Source organism: Pseudomonas amygdali (assembly GCF_002699855.1).
GTDB lineage: Bacteria > Pseudomonadota > Gammaproteobacteria > Pseudomonadales > Pseudomonadaceae > Aquipseudomonas > Aquipseudomonas amygdali.
This window is the reverse complement of sequence record NZ_LKBW01000287.1, coordinates 1-17,144: the sequence shown is the minus strand read 5'-3', so window position 1 is coordinate 17,144 and position 17,144 is coordinate 1. Positions and strand designations below refer to the sequence as shown.

The 17,144-nt window shown below is 55.0% G+C and carries 16 protein-coding genes; all 16 read left to right on the top strand.

Going from position 1 to position 17,144, the window contains the following annotated elements; translation table 11 throughout:
- Positions 1-5: 5 nt before the first annotated feature.
- The 16 genes from AO277_RS21375 (at position 6) to AO277_RS21300 (ending at position 17,118) form a co-directional block, all read left to right on the top strand.
- Entirely contained in the window at positions 6-878 is an 873-nt protein-coding gene (locus AO277_RS21375) for a ParB/RepB/Spo0J family partition protein (RefSeq protein WP_002555990.1), read from the top strand.
- Positions 879-1,024: 146 nt separating this feature from the next.
- Positions 1,025-1,432 carry a F0F1 ATP synthase subunit I gene (locus AO277_RS21370; RefSeq protein ID WP_002555989.1) on the top strand — a complete coding sequence of 136 codons (408 nt, stop codon included), beginning with the start codon at positions 1,025-1,027 and terminating at the stop codon, positions 1,430-1,432.
- Between the two features lie 16 nt (positions 1,433-1,448).
- Positions 1,449-2,318 (top strand): F0F1 ATP synthase subunit A, encoded by an 870-nt coding sequence (gene atpB, locus AO277_RS21365; protein ID WP_044318846.1) that lies wholly within the window; start codon positions 1,449-1,451, stop codon positions 2,316-2,318.
- A gap of 138 nt (positions 2,319-2,456) precedes the next feature.
- Positions 2,457-2,714 (top strand): F0F1 ATP synthase subunit C, encoded by a 258-nt coding sequence (gene atpE / locus AO277_RS21360; protein ID WP_002555987.1) that lies wholly within the window; start codon positions 2,457-2,459, stop codon positions 2,712-2,714.
- A 57-nt stretch (positions 2,715-2,771) separates the two neighbouring features.
- The gene (locus AO277_RS21355; RefSeq protein WP_002555986.1) at positions 2,772-3,242 is read left to right on the top strand and encodes a F0F1 ATP synthase subunit B; all 471 of its coding nucleotides are present in this window, start codon (positions 2,772-2,774) and stop codon (positions 3,240-3,242) included.
- A 12-nt stretch (positions 3,243-3,254) separates the two neighbouring features.
- Positions 3,255-3,791 carry a F0F1 ATP synthase subunit delta gene (locus AO277_RS21350; protein ID WP_003315956.1) on the top strand — a complete coding sequence of 179 codons (537 nt, stop codon included), beginning with the start codon at positions 3,255-3,257 and terminating at the stop codon, positions 3,789-3,791.
- Between the two features lie 21 nt (positions 3,792-3,812).
- The gene (gene atpA, locus AO277_RS21345) at positions 3,813-5,357 is read left to right on the top strand and encodes a F0F1 ATP synthase subunit alpha (protein ID WP_044318847.1); all 1,545 of its coding nucleotides are present in this window, start codon (positions 3,813-3,815) and stop codon (positions 5,355-5,357) included.
- A 50-nt stretch (positions 5,358-5,407) separates the two neighbouring features.
- Positions 5,408-6,268 (top strand): F0F1 ATP synthase subunit gamma, encoded by an 861-nt coding sequence (atpG, locus tag AO277_RS21340; protein WP_003367855.1) that lies wholly within the window; start codon positions 5,408-5,410, stop codon positions 6,266-6,268.
- Positions 6,269-6,295: 27 nt separating this feature from the next.
- Entirely contained in the window at positions 6,296-7,675 is a 1,380-nt protein-coding gene (gene atpD / locus AO277_RS21335) for a F0F1 ATP synthase subunit beta (protein ID WP_002555982.1), read from the top strand.
- A 44-nt stretch (positions 7,676-7,719) separates the two neighbouring features.
- Positions 7,720-8,145 (top strand): F0F1 ATP synthase subunit epsilon, encoded by a 426-nt coding sequence (locus AO277_RS21330; RefSeq protein ID WP_002555981.1) that lies wholly within the window; start codon positions 7,720-7,722, stop codon positions 8,143-8,145.
- 125 nt (positions 8,146-8,270) lie between these two features.
- The gene (gene glmU, locus AO277_RS21325) at positions 8,271-9,638 is read left to right on the top strand and encodes a bifunctional UDP-N-acetylglucosamine diphosphorylase/glucosamine-1-phosphate N-acetyltransferase GlmU (RefSeq protein WP_044318848.1); all 1,368 of its coding nucleotides are present in this window, start codon (positions 8,271-8,273) and stop codon (positions 9,636-9,638) included.
- Positions 9,639-9,939: 301 nt separating this feature from the next.
- The gene (locus AO277_RS21320) at positions 9,940-10,707 is read left to right on the top strand and encodes a DeoR/GlpR family DNA-binding transcription regulator (RefSeq protein ID WP_044318849.1); all 768 of its coding nucleotides are present in this window, start codon (positions 9,940-9,942) and stop codon (positions 10,705-10,707) included.
- 9 nt (positions 10,708-10,716) lie between these two features.
- Entirely contained in the window at positions 10,717-12,552 is a 1,836-nt protein-coding gene (gene glmS, locus AO277_RS21315; RefSeq protein WP_002555978.1) for a glutamine--fructose-6-phosphate transaminase (isomerizing), read from the top strand.
- A gap of 543 nt (positions 12,553-13,095) precedes the next feature.
- Positions 13,096-14,007 carry a TnsA endonuclease N-terminal domain-containing protein gene (locus AO277_RS21310; RefSeq protein ID WP_044318850.1) on the top strand — a complete coding sequence of 304 codons (912 nt, stop codon included), beginning with the start codon at positions 13,096-13,098 and terminating at the stop codon, positions 14,005-14,007.
- 31 nt (positions 14,008-14,038) lie between these two features.
- Positions 14,039-16,156, top strand: a complete 2,118-nt coding sequence (locus AO277_RS21305; RefSeq protein ID WP_257214243.1) for a TnsB C-terminal domain-containing protein — start codon at positions 14,039-14,041, stop codon at positions 16,154-16,156.
- Positions 16,153-17,118: an ATP-binding protein gene (locus AO277_RS21300; RefSeq protein WP_236691315.1), complete on the top strand. Its 966-nt coding sequence runs from the start codon at positions 16,153-16,155 to the stop codon at positions 17,116-17,118. The genes AO277_RS21305 and AO277_RS21300 overlap by 4 nt, the downstream gene beginning before the upstream one ends.
- Positions 17,119-17,144: the final 26 nt, after the last annotated feature.

Sequence of the window (17,144 nt, the reverse complement as noted above, 5' to 3'; positions counted from 1 at the left end):
TTCCCATGGCCGTCAAGAAACGAGGTCTCGGACGTGGGTTGGACGCGCTTCTGAGCAGTCCAACCGTCAGTTCGCTGGAAGAGCAGGCCGTCAAGGCTCCGCCAAGTGAGTTGCAGCATGTGCCGCTGGACCTTATCCAGCGCGGCAAGTATCAGCCGCGCCGCGACATGGATCCTCAGGCGCTCGAAGAACTTGCGCAGTCGATCAAGTCACAGGGTGTGATGCAGCCGATCGTGATTCGGCCTATCGGCGACAACCGCTTTGAAATCATCGCCGGTGAACGCCGTTGGCGTGCCAGCCAGCAGGCAGGTGTCGAGACAATCCCGGCGATGGTCCGTGATGTTCCGGACGAGACCGCGATTGCGATGGCGTTGATCGAGAACATTCAGCGCGAAGACCTCAACCCTATCGAGGAGGCCATGGCGCTACAGCGCCTGCAGCAGGAGTTTCAACTGACCCAGCAGCAGGTGGCGGATGCCGTCGGCAAGTCACGTGTCAGTGTGGCCAACCTGTTGCGCCTGATTGCCTTGCCTGAAGCCATCAAGACCATGCTGTCCCACGGCGACCTGGAAATGGGGCATGCACGCGCCTTGCTCGGTCTGAGCGAAGATCGGCAGGTCGAAGGTGCGCGACATGTTGTCGCACGCGGGCTTACCGTGCGCCAGACTGAAGCACTGGTCAGGCAATGGCTGAGCGGCAAGCCGGAGGCTGCCGAACCAGTCAAGGCCGACCCTGATATCAGCCGCCTCGAACAGCGTCTGGCCGAGCGTTTAGGCTCTGCGGTGCAGATTCGCCACGGACAGAAGGGCAAAGGCCAATTGGTCATCCGATACAACTCGCTGGATGAGCTGCAAGGAGTGCTCGCTCACATCCGCTGAAACAATTGCTCTGTAGCGTATAGTCGGAAATCACTACCCGACTGTTGAATAGGGGCTTAACCGCCCCTATACTCTGCGCGCATTTTGTCGGCACAAATTATGCCAAGTTATTGATTATGGCGACCGACATCAAAGGAGCAGTTGCGATGGAATCCCGCATGCCAGACCGCTTGCCGTTCTATCGCCTGGCGGTTTTTCCGCTATTGCTGGCTCAATTGATAGTGCTGCTCATGGCCGCATTGGTGCTGTGGCAGTGGCAAGGAGTCGTTGCAGGATATTCGGGACTCTGTGGAGGCCTGATAGCCTGGCTACCCAATTTATACTTTGCTCACAAGGCATTCCGGTTTTCCGGGGCCAGAGCAGCGCAAGCCATCGTGCGGTCGTTCTACGCCGGCGAGGCAGGCAAACTGATTTTCACGGCAGTGCTTTTTGCATTGACGTTCGCAGGTGTGAAGCCACTGGCACCGCTGGCGGTATTCGGTGTGTTCATGTTGATCCAGGTGGTCAACTGGTTCGCTCCCCTACTTACGAGAACAAGACTTTCGAGACCTTAGGGCGTTTGAGGCAACCATGGCAGAGCAAACAGCTTCGGGCTATATCCAGCACCACTTGCAGAACCTTACATTCGGGCACCTGCCCAATGGCGAATGGGGCTTTGCCCACACCGCAGCAGAAGCCAAGGAAATGGGTTTCTGGGCCTTCCACGTCGATACCCTCGGCTGGTCGGTTGCGTTGGGTCTGATTTTCGTTCTGATCTTCCGCATGGCGGCCAAGAAGGCAACTTCCGGTCAGCCTGGCGCACTGCAGAACTTTGTCGAAGTGCTGGTCGATTTCGTCGACGGCAGCGTGAAGGACAGCTTCCACGGCCGCAGCGCGGTTATCGCGCCACTGGCCCTGACCATTTTCGTCTGGGTTTTCCTGATGAACGCGGTCGACCTGGTACCGGTGGACTGGATTCCGCAGCTGGCGATGCTGATTTCGGGCGACGAGCACATTCCGTTCCGTGCCGTTCCGACTACTGACCCGAACGCCACGCTGGGCATGGCCCTGTCTGTGTTCGCACTGATCATTTTCTACAGCATCAAGGTCAAGGGCATCGGCGGTTTCATCGGCGAACTGACCCTTCACCAGTTCGGCAGCAAGAACCTGTTCGTTCAGGCGCTGTTGATCCCGGTCAACTTCCTGCTGGAATTCGTGACGCTGATCGCCAAGCCTATTTCTCTGGCTCTGCGTCTGTTCGGCAACATGTATGCTGGCGAGCTGGTCTTCATTCTGATCGCCGTGATGTTCGGCAGCGGTCTGTTGTGGCTCAGCGGTCTGGGTGTAGTGCTGCAGTGGGCGTGGGCTGTGTTCCACATCCTGATCATCACCCTGCAAGCGTTCATCTTCATGATGCTGACCATCGTCTACCTGTCGATGGCTCACGAAGATAACCATTGAGATTCGTCTCAGGACGTGTCTGATGACCGTCTCGCCATCGGCGGGGCGGTGCCCGCAAGGGCTGATGTAGAAACGATTTTGTTTTACCGCTTCAATTAAAAAAAACTAACCAATACGACGTAAAAGTCGGGAGGAAAGATGGAAACTGTAGTTGGTCTAACCGCTATCGCTGTTGCACTGTTGATCGGCCTGGGCGCACTGGGTACTGCAATCGGTTTCGGCCTGTTGGGCGGCAAATTCCTGGAAGGCGCTGCGCGTCAGCCGGAAATGGTTCCAATGCTGCAAGTTAAAATGTTCATCGTTGCGGGCCTGCTCGACGCCGTGACCATGATCGGTGTTGGTATCGCTCTGTTCTTCACCTTCGCGAACCCCTTCGTTGGTCAACTCGCTGGCTGATCACTCGAATTTTCGAGTTGATTGGTGTGATGGACAACGAACGAGCGAGGTGTTGGCGTGAACATTAATGCAACCCTGATTGGCCAGTCCGTTGCGTTCTTCATTTTTGTGATTTTCTGCATGAAGTTCGTGTGGCCTCCGGTCATCGCGGCTTTGCACGAACGTCAGAAGAAGATCGCGGATGGACTGGACGCTGCTTCCCGAGCAGCTCGCGACCTGGAGCTGGCCCAAGAGAAAGCGGGTCAACAACTGCGCGAAGCTAAGGCTCAAGCAGCTGAAATCATTGAGCAAGCCAAGAAACGCGGTACTCAGATCGTCGACGAAGCCCGTGAAACGGCACGCGTTGAAGCTGACCGTGTGAAGGCCCAGGCTCAGGCCGAGATCGAGCAGGAACTGAATGGTGTCAAAGACGCCTTGCGCGCCCAGTTGGGCAGCCTGGCAGTCAATGGCGCAGAGAAGATCCTGGGTGCCACAATCGATCAAAACGCGCACGCGGAGCTGGTTAACAAACTGGCTGCTGAAATTTAAGCGAGGGCGATCATGGCAGAACTGACCACGTTGGCCCGACCTTACGCGAAGGCGGCCTTCGAGCACGCGCAGGCCCACCAGCAGCTGGCCAATTGGTCAGCCATGCTCGGCCTGGCTGCTGCGGTGTCGCAAGACGACACCATGCAGCGCATGCTCAAGGCCCCGCGACTGACGAGCGCACAAAAGGCCACCACTTTTATTGAAGTGTGTGGCGAAAAGTTCGATGCCAAGGCACAGAATTTCATTCACGTCGTTGCTGAAAACGACCGCCTCCCGCTTCTGCCGGAGATCGCCGAACTGTTCGACCTGTACAAGGCCGAGCAGGAAAAATCGGTCGATGTGGATGTCACCAGTGCTTTCGCATTGAACCAAGAACAGCAAGACAAACTCGCCAAGGTTCTCAGTGCACGGCTCGGCCGGGAAGTGCGCCTGCATGCTGCGGAGGATGCCTCTCTCATAGGGGGTGTCGTAATCCGCGCCGGCGACCTGGTTATCGATGGCTCAGTTCGTGGCAAGATCGCGAAACTAGCCGAAGCATTGAAATCTTGAGTTTGAAGGGGCAGCAGAGCAATGCAGCAACTCAATCCTTCCGAAATAAGTGAAATCATCAAGGGTCGCATCGACAAGCTCGATGTAACCTCCCAAGCCCGTAACGAAGGCACAGTCGTCAGCGTGTCTGACGGTATCGTGCGGATTCACGGTCTGGCCGACGTAATGTACGGCGAGATGATCGAGTTTCCGGGCGGCGTCTACGGTATGGCGCTGAACCTTGAGCAAGACTCCGTGGGTGCCGTTGTACTGGGCGCTTACACGACTCTGGCTGAAGGCATGAGCGCCAAGTGCACCGGCCGCATCCTCGAAGTTCCGGTTGGTAAGGAACTGCTGGGTCGCGTTGTCGATGCACTGGGTAACCCAGTTGACGGCAAAGGTCCGCTGAACAACACCGAGACCGATGCGGTCGAGAAAGTTGCTCCAGGCGTGATCTGGCGTAAGTCGGTAGACCAGCCTGTACAGACTGGCTACAAGGCTGTCGATGCCATGATTCCTGTCGGCCGTGGCCAGCGTGAGCTGATCATCGGTGACCGTCAGATCGGTAAAACCGCTCTGGCCATCGACGCAATCATCAACCAGAAGAACAGCGGCATCTTCTGCGTCTACGTAGCAATCGGTCAGAAGCAATCGACCATCGCCAACGTTGTTCGCAAGCTCGAAGAAAACGGCGCACTGGCTAACACCATCGTCGTGGCTGCAAGTGCTTCCGAATCCGCTGCGCTGCAATTCCTTGCACCGTACTCGGGTTGCGCCATGGGCGAGTTTTTCCGCGACCGCGGTGAAGACGCGCTGATCGTTTATGACGATCTGTCCAAGCAAGCAGTGGCTTACCGCCAGATTTCCCTGCTGCTGCGCCGTCCACCAGGCCGTGAAGCTTACCCAGGCGACGTGTTCTATCTCCACTCCCGTCTGCTGGAGCGCGCATCGCGTGTTTCCGAAGAGTACGTAGAGAAGTTCACCAACGGCGCAGTGACCGGCAAAACCGGCTCGCTGACTGCACTGCCGATCATCGAAACCCAGGCTGGCGACGTTTCCGCGTTCGTTCCGACCAACGTGATTTCCATCACCGACGGTCAGATCTTCCTGGAATCGGCCATGTTCAACTCCGGCATCCGTCCGGCTGTGAACGCCGGTGTTTCGGTATCCCGTGTGGGTGGTGCCGCTCAGACCAAGATCATCAAGAAGCTTTCCGGTGGTATCCGTACCGCTCTGGCTCAGTACCGTGAACTGGCGGCATTCGCCCAGTTTGCTTCTGACCTGGACGAGGCGACCCGCAAGCAACTTGAGCATGGTCAGCGCGTTACCGAGCTGATGAAGCAGAAGCAATACGCACCAATGTCGATCGCTGACATGGCGCTGTCGCTGTATGCCGCTGAGCGTGGGTTCCTGACTGACGTCGAAATCGCCAAGATTGGCAGCTTTGAACAAGCGCTGATTGCTTACTTCAACCGCGATGACGCCGATTTGATGGCGAAGATCAACGTGAAGGGTGACTTCAATGACGAAATCGATTCTGGCATGAAAGCCGGCATCGAGAAGTTCAAGGCCACCCAAACCTGGTAAGCCGCAGCGGGGGCCGCAAGGCTCCCGCTTGCTAACCTGATAGGTGTTACATGGCAGGCGCAAAAGAGATTCGCAGCAAGATTGCGAGCATCAAAAGCACGCAAAAGATCACCAGCGCCATGGAAAAAGTGGCGGTCAGCAAAATGCGCAAGGCTCAAATGCGCATGGCTGCTAGCCGTCCTTACGCGGAGCGCATTCGTCAGGTGATTGGTCATCTGGCAAACGCCAACCCGGAGTACCGCCACCCGTTCATGATCGAGCGCCCTGTGAAGCGCGTCGGTTATGTCGTAGTGAGCAGTGACCGTGGTCTGTGTGGTGGATTGAATACCAACCTGTTCAAGACTCTGGTCAAGGACATGGCGGTGAACCGTGAAAACGGTGTAGAGATCGATCTGTGCGTGGTCGGCAGCAAAGGTGCGGCATTTTTCCGCAACTTCGGCGGTAACGTCGTCGCTGCGATCAGCCACCTGGGCGAAGAGCCGTCGATCAACGACTTGATCGGCAGCGTCAAGGTGATGCTGGATGCCTACCTGGATGGCCGTATTGATCGCCTGTCCGTGGTATCCAACAAGTTCATCAACACCATGACCCAGCAACCAACAGTGGAGCAATTGATTCCGCTGGTGGCAACCCCGGATCAAGGGCTCAAGCACCACTGGGACTATCTCTACGAACCCGATGCCAAAGAGCTGCTAGACGGCCTTATGGTTCGCTACGTGGAATCGCAGGTGTACCAGGCGGTGGTCGAGAACAACGCAGCTGAACAAGCAGCGCGGATGATCGCGATGAAGAACGCCACAGACAACGCCGGTGATTTGATCAGCGATTTGCAGCTGATCTACAACAAGGCGCGTCAGGCAGCGATCACCCAAGAGATCTCGGAAATCGTCGGCGGCGCTGCCGCGGTTTAACGGTTCAAATATTAGAGGAACCAGCTAATGAGTAGCGGACGTATCGTTCAAATCATCGGCGCCGTGATCGACGTGGAATTCCCACGCGATAGCGTACCGAGTATCTACAACGCGCTGGAAGTTCAAAGCGCGGCAGGAACCACCCTGGAAGTTCAGCAGCAGCTGGGCGACGGCGTGGTTCGTACCATTGCGATGGGCTCCACCGAGGGCTTGAAGCGTGGTCTGGAAGTAACAGACTCTGGCGCAGCCATCTCCGTACCGGTCGGTAAAGCGACTCTGGGCCGGATCATGGACGTGCTGGGCAACCCGATCGACGAAGCAGGCCCGATTGCCACCGAAGAGCGCTGGGGCATTCACCGTCCTGCACCGTCCTTCGCTGAGCAGGCTGGCGGCAACGACCTTCTGGAAACCGGCATCAAGGTTATCGACCTGGTTTGCCCGTTCGCCAAAGGCGGTAAAGTCGGTCTGTTCGGTGGTGCCGGTGTCGGCAAGACCGTAAACATGATGGAACTGATCCGTAACATCGCCATCGAGCACAGCGGTTATTCCGTGTTCGCCGGTGTGGGTGAGCGTACTCGTGAGGGTAACGACTTCTACCACGAGATGAAGGACTCCAACGTTCTGGACAAAGTGGCACTGGTTTACGGTCAGATGAACGAGCCGCCGGGTAACCGTCTGCGCGTAGCACTGACCGGCCTGACCATGGCCGAGAAGTTCCGTGACGAAGGTAACGACGTTCTGCTGTTCGTCGACAACATCTATCGTTACACCCTGGCCGGTACCGAAGTATCCGCACTGCTGGGCCGTATGCCTTCCGCAGTAGGTTACCAGCCGACTCTGGCTGAAGAGATGGGCACTCTGCAAGAGCGCATCACTTCCACCAAGAATGGTTCGATCACCTCGATCCAGGCCGTATACGTACCAGCGGACGACTTGACTGACCCGTCGCCTGCGACCACGTTTGCCCACTTGGACGCCACCGTCGTACTGTCCCGTGACATCGCTTCCCTGGGTATCTACCCTGCGGTAGACCCACTGGACTCGACTTCGCGTCAGCTGGACCCGAACGTCATTGGCCAGGAACACTACGACACCGCTCGCGGCGTTCAGTATGTGTTGCAGCGTTACAAAGAGCTGAAAGACATCATTGCGATTCTGGGTATGGACGAGCTGTCGGAGACCGACAAACAGTTGGTTAACCGTGCTCGTAAGATCCAGCGCTTCCTGTCCCAGCCTTTCTTCGTGGCAGAAGTCTTCACCGGTGCTTCGGGTAAATACGTTTCCCTGAAAGACACCATTGCTGGCTTCAAAGGCATCCTCAACGGTGACTACGACCACCTGCCAGAACAAGCGTTCTACATGGTCGGCGGCATCGAAGAAGCGATCGAGAAAGCCAAGAAACTGTAATCCCGGCGCCCGGAAACGGGCGCTAATTAGGTTGAGGCAAGCAAATGGCTATGACAGTCCATTGCGACATCGTCAGCGCGGAAGGGGAAATCTTCTCCGGTCTGGTCGAGATGGTGATTGCGCACGGCAACCTGGGTGATCTCGGTATCGCTCCAGGCCACGCGCCGCTGATCACTGATCTGAAGCCGGGCCCGATCCGCTTGATCAAGCAGGGTGGGGAAGCCGAGGTGTTTTACATCTCCGGTGGTTTCCTTGAGGTTCAGCCGAACATGGTCAAGGTGCTTGCCGATACTGTGCAACGTGCTGCCGACCTGGATGAAGCTTCTGCTCAGGCTGCCGTACTGGCTGCCGAGAAGGCCCTGAACGAGAAAGGCGCAGATTTCGACTACGGCTCTGCAACTGCTCGTCTGGCCGAGGCTGCAGCTCAGCTGCGCACCGTTCAGCAAATTCGCAAGAAGTTCGGCGGCTAACCCCGCTGCATTCGATGCGCGATTGAGAAAAAGGGTAGCCTCGGCTACCCTTTTTCTTTTTTAAGATTTCCTCTTTCAAGTCAGCCCGCCTTCGGCCCGGTTGCCGCTCAGTTGGTAGTCCTATCATGTCTCTCGATATCGTTATTCTCGCTGCTGGCCAAGGTACCCGTATGCGTTCCGCCTTGCCCAAGGTTCTGCATCCCGTGGCTGGCAACTCCATGCTTGGTCATGTTATCCACAGCGCACGTCAGTTATCCCCAAGTGGAATACACGTCGTGATCGGACACGGCGCTGATGCTGTTCGTGAACAGCTGGCAGCCGATGACTTGAATTTCGTGATGCAGGACAAGCAACTGGGCACAGGACACGCCGTTGCTCAGGCGCTGCCTGCACTTACAGCTGAGACCGTGTTGATTCTTTATGGCGATGTGCCGTTGATCGAAGTGGAGACGCTCACGCGCCTGCTCAAACTCGTCAATCCGCAGCAACTGGGCCTGTTGACTGTCACCCTGGACGATCCTACCGGCTACGGCCGCATCGTTCGCGACCAGCAGAATCGTGTCTGCGCGATTGTCGAGCACAAGGATGCGAACGATGTACAGAAGGCAATCACTGAAGGCAACACTGGCATTCTCGCGGTGCCTGCCAAGCGTCTCGCTGACTGGCTGGGGCGGCTGTCCAACAACAACGCCCAAGGCGAGTATTACCTCACAGACGTAATTGCCATGGCCGTCAATGACGGGCTGATTGTTGCTACAGAGCAGCCTTACGACGCAATGGAAGTGCAGGGTGCCAATGATCGCAAACAGCTCTCCGAGCTGGAGCGCCATTACCAGTTGCGCGAAGCCCGCCGGTTGATGGCGGGTGGTGTGACCCTGCGTGACCCTGCGCGATTCGATGTACGCGGTGAATTCAGCGTCGGCCGCGACGTGCTGATCGACATCAACGTGATCCTCGAAGGGAAGGTAGTCATCGAGGACAACGTGGTCATCGGCCCTAACTGCGTGATCAAGGACAGCACCCTGCGCAAGGGTGTCATCGTCAAGGCCAACAGCCACATCGAAGGCGCAATTCTGGGCGAGGGCAGCGATGCCGGCCCGTTTGCACGCCTTCGCCCTGGCAGTGTGCTGGGCGCCAAAGCGCATGTGGGTAACTTTGTCGAACTCAAGAATGCGAACCTGGGCGAGGGTGCCAAGGTTGGCCACCTGACCTATATGGGCGATGCCGAGGTCGGCGCACGTACCAACATAGGTGCCGGGACGATTACCTGCAATTACGATGGGGCCAACAAGCACAAGACCACGTTGGGTGCAGACGTGTTCATTGGTTCTAACAACTCACTGGTTGCGCCTGTGGATATCTTTGATGGTGCGACGACCGCAGCCGGTTCGACCATCACGCAGAACGTGCCCGCTGAACAACTCGGCGTGGCTCGCGCCCGCCAACGCAACATCGAAGGCTGGAAGCGTCCGGTAAAAACCAGGAAAGACTGAGTTATCCACAGCCCGGAAAAATGATGTTCTGTGGGAGCGGACTCGTCCGCGAGAGCCATCCTCCGTCCTGGAATCTTTGTAACAGTTTTCGCGGACGAGTCCGCTCCCACGAAATGCATTCCGGGTTGGTCCAGCTGGCCTATGCATACTTCTGAGAGCGGAGCACTGGAGCGAGAGTTACAGGAATCTCGTTCCTCAAGCTCCATTGAAAATGCCCTGCCAAACCCTCTGGCCTTGACCAAGCCCAAAAAATAGGTTTTGATTGCCTTCGTTATCTTTCGAAACGAAACTTAAGGCTGTCATGTCGAAGCGCAATACACCACAACGTCGCCACAACATTCTTGCCCTGCTCAATGAGCTGGGTGAAGTTAGCGTCGAAGATTTGGCCAAACGCTTTGAAACTTCTGAAGTTACGATTCGAAAGGATCTGGCAGCCCTCGAAACCAATGGTTTGCTGTTGCGCCGTTACGGGGGCGCAGTGCCGCTTCCTCACGAGCTGATCAGCGAAAGCAGCCAGCCGGTTTCCCGTTACAAACAGGCCATTGCCCGCGCTGCGGTTTCCCGAATTCGCGAGCACGCCAGAATTATTGTCGACAGTGGCAGCACCACGGCTGCGTTGATCCCTGAACTGGGCCAGCAACCTGGTCTGGTGGTCATGACCAACTCACTGCATGTGGCGCGAGCCCTTACTGAGCTGGAACACGAACCGGTCCTGTTGATGACTGGCGGAACATGGGATCCGCACTCGGAGTCTTTTCAGGGGCAGGTCGCTGAACAGGTACTGCGCTCCTACGATTTCGATCAGTTGTTCATCGGTGCCGACGGCATCGATCTGACTCGTGGCACCACCACGTTTAATGAGCTTCTGGGTTTGAGCCGGGTCATGGCGGAAGTCGCCCGGGAAGTCGTTGTCATGGTCGAGGCCGACAAGGTCGGTCGCAAGATCCCCAATCTGGAGCTGCCCTGGAGCAGTATCCACACCCTTATTACTGATGATCGCCTGCCCAGCGAGGCTCGCGATCAGATACAGGCCCGCGGCATCAATCTGATTTGTGCTGCTGTCAGCTAGGAGATAACCATGTGTGGAATCGTCGGCGCCGTTGCTGAACGTAATATCACGGCCATTTTGCTCGAAGGCCTCAAGCGTCTTGAGTACCGCGGTTACGACAGCGCGGGCGTGGCTGTTTTCACCAACGAAGGCACCCTTGAGCGCCGACGTCGCTCGGGCAAGGTCAGTGAGCTGGAACAGGCACTGGCAGGCGAGCCGCTGACCGGCCGTCTGGGTATCGCCCACACACGTTGGGCGACGCACGGCGCTCCGTGTGAACGTAACGCTCATCCACACTTCTCGGCCGATAAACTGGCAGTTGTCCACAACGGCATCATCGAGAACCACGAAGCTCTGCGTGAACAGCTGAGAAGCCTGGGGTACGTCTTCGCATCCGATACCGACACTGAAGTCATCGTCCATCTGCTGCACCACAAGCTCAAGGACACCGCCGATCTGGCGGTTGCCCTGAAGGCTGCGGTGAAAGAACTTCACGGTGCTTATGGGCTTGCGGTCATCAATGCCGCGCAGCCGGATCGCCTGCTGGCCGCCCGCAGTGGCAGCCCGCTGGTGATCGGCATGGGCCTGGGTGAAAACTTCCTGGCCTCTGACCAACTGGCGCTGCGTCAGGTGACCGACCGTTTCATGTACCTGGAAGAAGGCGATATTGCCGAGATCCGTCGTGACAGCGTGCAGATCTGGAATGTCGACGGTGTGTCGGTCGAGCGTGAAGTGGTGCAATACCATGAAGGCGCCGAAGCCGCTGACAAGGGCGAATACCGTCACTTCATGCTCAAGGAAATCCACGAGCAACCCAAGGTCGTGCAGCGCACCCTCGAAGGTCGCCTGGGGCAACAGCAAGTGCTGGTCCACGCATTTGGTCCACAGGCTGCCGAATTGTTCGCCAAAGTACGCAATGTTCAGATCGTGGCGTGTGGCACCAGCTACCACGCAGGCATGGTCGCGCGTTACTGGCTTGAAGGTCTGGCCGGCATCCCTTGCCAGGTCGAAGTGGCCAGCGAGTTCCGCTACCGCAAGGTCGTGGTTCAGCCGGACACCTTGTTCGTTTCGATCTCGCAATCCGGTGAAACCGCCGACACGCTGGCAGCACTGCGCAACGCCAAGGAGCTGGGCTTTCTGGCCAGCCTGGCGATCTGCAACGTCGGCATCAGCTCACTGGTACGTGAATCCGACCTGACCCTGCTAACCCAGGCTGGCCCGGAAATCGGCGTGGCATCGACCAAAGCCTTCACCACCCAACTGGTCGCCTTGCTATTGCTGACCCTGTCACTCGGTCAGGTCAAAGGTTCGTTGGAGGAGGGCGTTGAAGCACAACTGGTCGAAGAACTGCGCCGCCTGCCAACCCGTTTGGGCGAAGCCCTGGCAATGGACGGCACCATCGAGAAAGTCGCCGAGCTGTTCGCCGAGAAGCACCACACCCTGTTCCTCGGCCGCGGTGCGCAATTCCCTGTAGCAATGGAAGGCGCACTCAAGCTCAAAGAAATCTCCTACATCCACGCCGAAGCCTACCCGGCCGGCGAACTCAAACACGGCCCGCTGGCGCTGGTCGATGCCGACATGCCGGTCGTCACCGTCGCGCCGAACAACGAGCTGCTGGAGAAACTCAAATCCAACCTGCAGGAAGTCCGCGCCCGCGGCGGCGAACTGATCGTGTTCGCGGATGAGCTGGCTGGGCTCAAGAACGGCGAAGGCACTCACGTCATCGCCATGCCGCACATCATCGACGCCCTGGCGCCGATTCTCTACACCATCCCGCTGCAGTTGCTTTCGTATTACGTGGCTGTGCTGAAAGGGACGGATGTGGATCAACCGCGGAATCTGGCGAAGTCGGTGACGGTGGAGTGAGTTATCCACAGGGGTGGGGGTTTTTGTCTGCAAAGAATAAAGGTTGTCACAAAAGAATAAAGGCTGTCACAAGTTAATAAAGGTTGTCACAAGTGCAAATACGAAATAAAGTCTGTCGCTCAGCATTTGAAGCTGTCGCTGAAATCCGCCGCTTGCCCTATAAATCAAGGTATTAGGTGAGATATGTTGCGTGAGCGTTGGTGTGCTGGGTGGCTTCAACACCGGTTTCCGACAGACTTTATTTAGTAGGTCACACGGCAATGCGTCAAAAAATGCAGGGCGCGACAGACTTTATTTCTGGTGAGTACGTCGGCTATCCCCAGTAAATGCGGGGCTCGATCCGACAGACTTTGTTCCGTGGGATCACAGGCTCCCGCCCCGACCGTACATCGGGACAGGAGCAGGTCTGGCAAATTAGGTTCAGAATCCTGTGGACCAATGTGACTGTTCTCCTGGCTGAGCCCGCTCCTGACATCTCCCACGCCACGTCTACCCTAGTGCCGTACCGGTCGAGTGGGTCGCCCATCAATGAGCGACTCGATAATGACATCTGTACCAGCTGCATCAGTTAAGCCCGCGCGTTCCAAGCTGATGACTCAGCAGAAAATCGATAGGAGAATCAAAACTGGTCGTGGGAGCGGCGTTAAGGAATCCTATGAGCCATGGATCAAGGTGTGGGATATCAAATCCAAAGGTGTCTCTCACCTTGTGTCAGGGGTGAAGGTACATCGCACTCATCACCTGATATCTAATGCCGAGCGCGACTACCTCACCGTTCTGGAGCACGAAAATTCCATTATCGATATCCGTGAACAGTTTCCACTGTTAATGCAAGCCGAAACCCAAGCAATTGCTAACAGCCTAAACTATCGCCATCCGGTCTACCCAGGAACTCAGATTCCAGTAGTAATGACGACTGACTTCCTGATCACTTATCTCGATTCATCGGGGGAAGTCAAAGTTGCTGCGCGCTCCGTAAAATATCGGAAAGAGTTTGAGGATGCCAATATTGGTGTGCAGAACAGAATGGCAGAGAAGCTAGCTATCGAGGAAAAGTATTGGGCGACTAGGCAGATAGAATGGAAGCTTGTGCTGCACGAAAATTTGTCAAAAGTGCGGATAGCAAACCTCATTATTCTCCGGACCTATGCGAATATTCACCCATCTTTACCTACCGGAAAAAACATTGGGAACTTGCTCGATTTTTTGAATAGATGTGAAACCGATCAAGTCCCGCTGAAGGTATTATTGGATAAAGCTTCGAAAAATATCTACATAGACTATATGGGTGTAAAGACTCTTTTTCATCATCTGCTATGGAACGGCCGCTTGCAGATGGACCTCACTTCAAAGGTGCTTAGCTTATCTCAGCCACTGCATGTATGGATTGGTCAATCCTCTCCAGCTGTTTTAGCTCCAATCGAGGTGCCCGACAATGCTAACTCTGCGGGTTAACTGCATAGTTTCGCCAGGTGAGGGCTCTAGCTTGCTTGACCATCCTGTTAGGGTTTTGGGTATTAATGAAGACTTTGTATTGGTGATTAAGCTGTGCATAAATCCGACCAAGCCTTGGCGGATTGAAAGGTCACTTCTTCTCGAAGAGATCCACTCTGGTGCGGCTGCTTTAAATTCTGAAATGGTTCCCATGCACCTGCTCAGAACAGATGATCAAATAAGCGAGAATGAAAAGCGGAGCAGGGATAGGAACTGGGATCTAATTCGTGCCTTAGTGGAAGGCCAATCACCTTTAGACATTTTGACTACAAATTTCGGTGCACTCATTTCGAGACATGCGATAAGAGTAGAGGTAGATCGTAAGCACATCTACCGACTTCTTTATCGTTATTGGAGTATGGGGCAGACTCGTAATGCGTTCCTTTGGAACACCAGTGCCTGTGGCGGTCCAGGAAAGGAAAAAAACCGTGCGTCCGGCATCATTCCTGGGCGACCGCCTAAGTATCGTGGAGTGGTCGTTAGCGGTGACGGCGCTATTAAGCTTGAAAGTCGTCATCTGACTCACATCCGCATGGCTTATAGGCGTTTCGCGAGTGGAAAATGTGGAACTGTTAAAGACGCACATATCTGGATGTTAGATAAATTCTACACGGAGGTTTCAACTGACGGCACGAAAGGCGATGTGGTACGGGGCAGTTATCCCTCTGTCCACCAACTCACGTACCATGGGAAATTGTTCTTCGATGACCTTTATAAGTTGAAGGAGCGTGGAGGGGCTATCCGCTTTAATAAAGATCATCGAGCACTCATTGGCTCAGCGTCTATGGGGTTGCATGGTGCTGGTCATCGATATGAAATAGATTCAACGATTGCCGATGTTTATTTAGTACACCGTGTCAATAGATTGTGGTTGATCGGACGACCTGTGCTCTACGTAATCGTGGATACATTTACAAGAATGATTGTGGGTATACACGTCGGCCTTGAGGGGCCGAGTTGGAATGGTGCTAGGCATGCTATCTACAATGCTTGCACGGCAAAGGTAGATTTCTGCAAACGATACGGTATTGATATCAATGAAGGCGAATGGCCGTGCGCTCATCTGCCGGTCGAACTTGTCGCGGATCGTGCCGAGCTTTTGAGCGAGGCCGGTGAGGCAATGACCAAATCCTTGAGTATTGACGTTAAGATTTTGCCGCCCTTCCGGCCAGATTGGAAAGCAATTATTGAAAGCCGGTTTCGTTTGATCAATGAGAAATTGGACCTGAAATTTGTACCTGGTGGAGTTGATGCCCGAAAAATGGAGCGTGGGGATCGAGACTATCAGCTCGATGCAATCTTCGACATCGATGAATTTACCGAGATGGTGATATTGGGAGTGCTGGCTCACAATAAAAGCCTTCGAGTACCCCACATTCTCAATCGTGAGATGATTGCTGCAGGAGTAGAACCAACTCCAATAAGTATTTGGAGGTGGTCCATGGTCAATAGTCTGCTTAATTCTAAAGTGGTTTCAGCTGCAGAACTCAAAATCGCTTTGTTGCCTTCACAGGAGTGCCGTATTAGCCGAGGGGGCATTATGTTTCAAGGCGTGCAGTATACCTGTGAAACAGCAGTTCGTGAGTCATGGTTAGAACGTTCGCACAATCTTAAAACGACTTACGTTAGGGGTTACTATGACCCTAATTCTATTGAGAATTGTTGGATTAAATCCGATGCGGGATTTGAGCCGCTTACAATAGTGCCGCAGCAACGGTATAAGTACGGTGGTCTGCGTATGGAAGAGGTACTTGATATGATCAAAATCCTGAATCAAGTCTCACCTGACGCGCGGTATGAAGCTGCCAACACAGCGGTTCAATTGAAAGCGCGTCAGGAAGATATCCTTGATCGGGCAAAATCGAAGCGCGCAGCTCAAGGAAACCCTAAGTCGAATGCTGACTTTAAGCGGGACAAGCGCTTGAAGCGTGCCACGGAGGCTCAAAATGAGCGGGACCAGCACACCGCTGATCTGAATCAGCTTCGTGTTGTGGATAACCCGGCTATTACAGCGGAAAATCCGAAACCAGTCGCCAGAAAACCTAGTTCATGGAGAAGCGCTGCCTTCCTGAAACTGGTGGTCAATGCGAGTGATGGGACCGATCAATGAGTGACTTCAGTTTCGCTTCTGCTGAATACAATCCTACCGGGATGCCTCAGTACGATGGCAATCCACTTATCGAGTGCCTTCCGAGGATTCTCTCCGATATTGACGTCGTCAGGCGCGTTGGAAATCTTCCGAAGAAGCCAGACGATGCGGAGCGTGCTCTGGCGCCCAAGCTTCGTGGTCATGGTATCAACAGGATTAAGGACATCGTCGTCCCCTTTGAAATTCACCTGCGCCTTGAAGATTTGTTCAGCCAGCTGATCCGATACGGATACACCGGGAGAAATCCGCTGCTGGCCTCGACTGTCAGATATCGGCTGCCATCGTCTGCTGAGGTCAGAGGCCATGGTTTTATGTCCTCAGCAGAAACCCTTACTCTGATCGGATTGAGTGGCATGGGTAAAACCACAGCCCTTAATTCTATAGCTAGGCTCTATCCACAGGTCATCAGCCATAGTCGGTACGAACAGCAGATTTTCATTGAAACCCAAGTTGTCTGGCTCAAGATCGAATGTCCGCACGATGGATCGCTGAGAGGCTTCTGTGTGGCATTTTTCTCAGCTCTCGATGCAGCACTCGGCATTGAGAAGTATTCTCGTAAAGGTGCTGCCGGTAACAGCATCAGTGTCATGCTTCAGCACATAAGCCAGCTGTGTAAAACCTTTTTCATCGGCGCACTGATCATTGATGAGATGCAGCATCTCTGCTCGTCGCGAGGGGGGCAGGACCGGGAGAAACTGCTCAACTTTTTCGTTACGCTATCAAATGATGCGGGTGTGCCGCTGGTCTATGTCGGTACCAACGCGATGCTCCCACTCTTTTCAGGTGTCTTGCGAAATGCTCGGCGAGCTGCAGGGATGGGCCCCATTGCCTTTGATCGATTCAGCGAGGACGATCCATTTTGGGCGCATTTGGTCTCACAGCTTGAGACTGTCAGAAATTTTGTGTTCGGGCATAACATGTAGCTAGAGGTGCATGTATGCCGACCAAA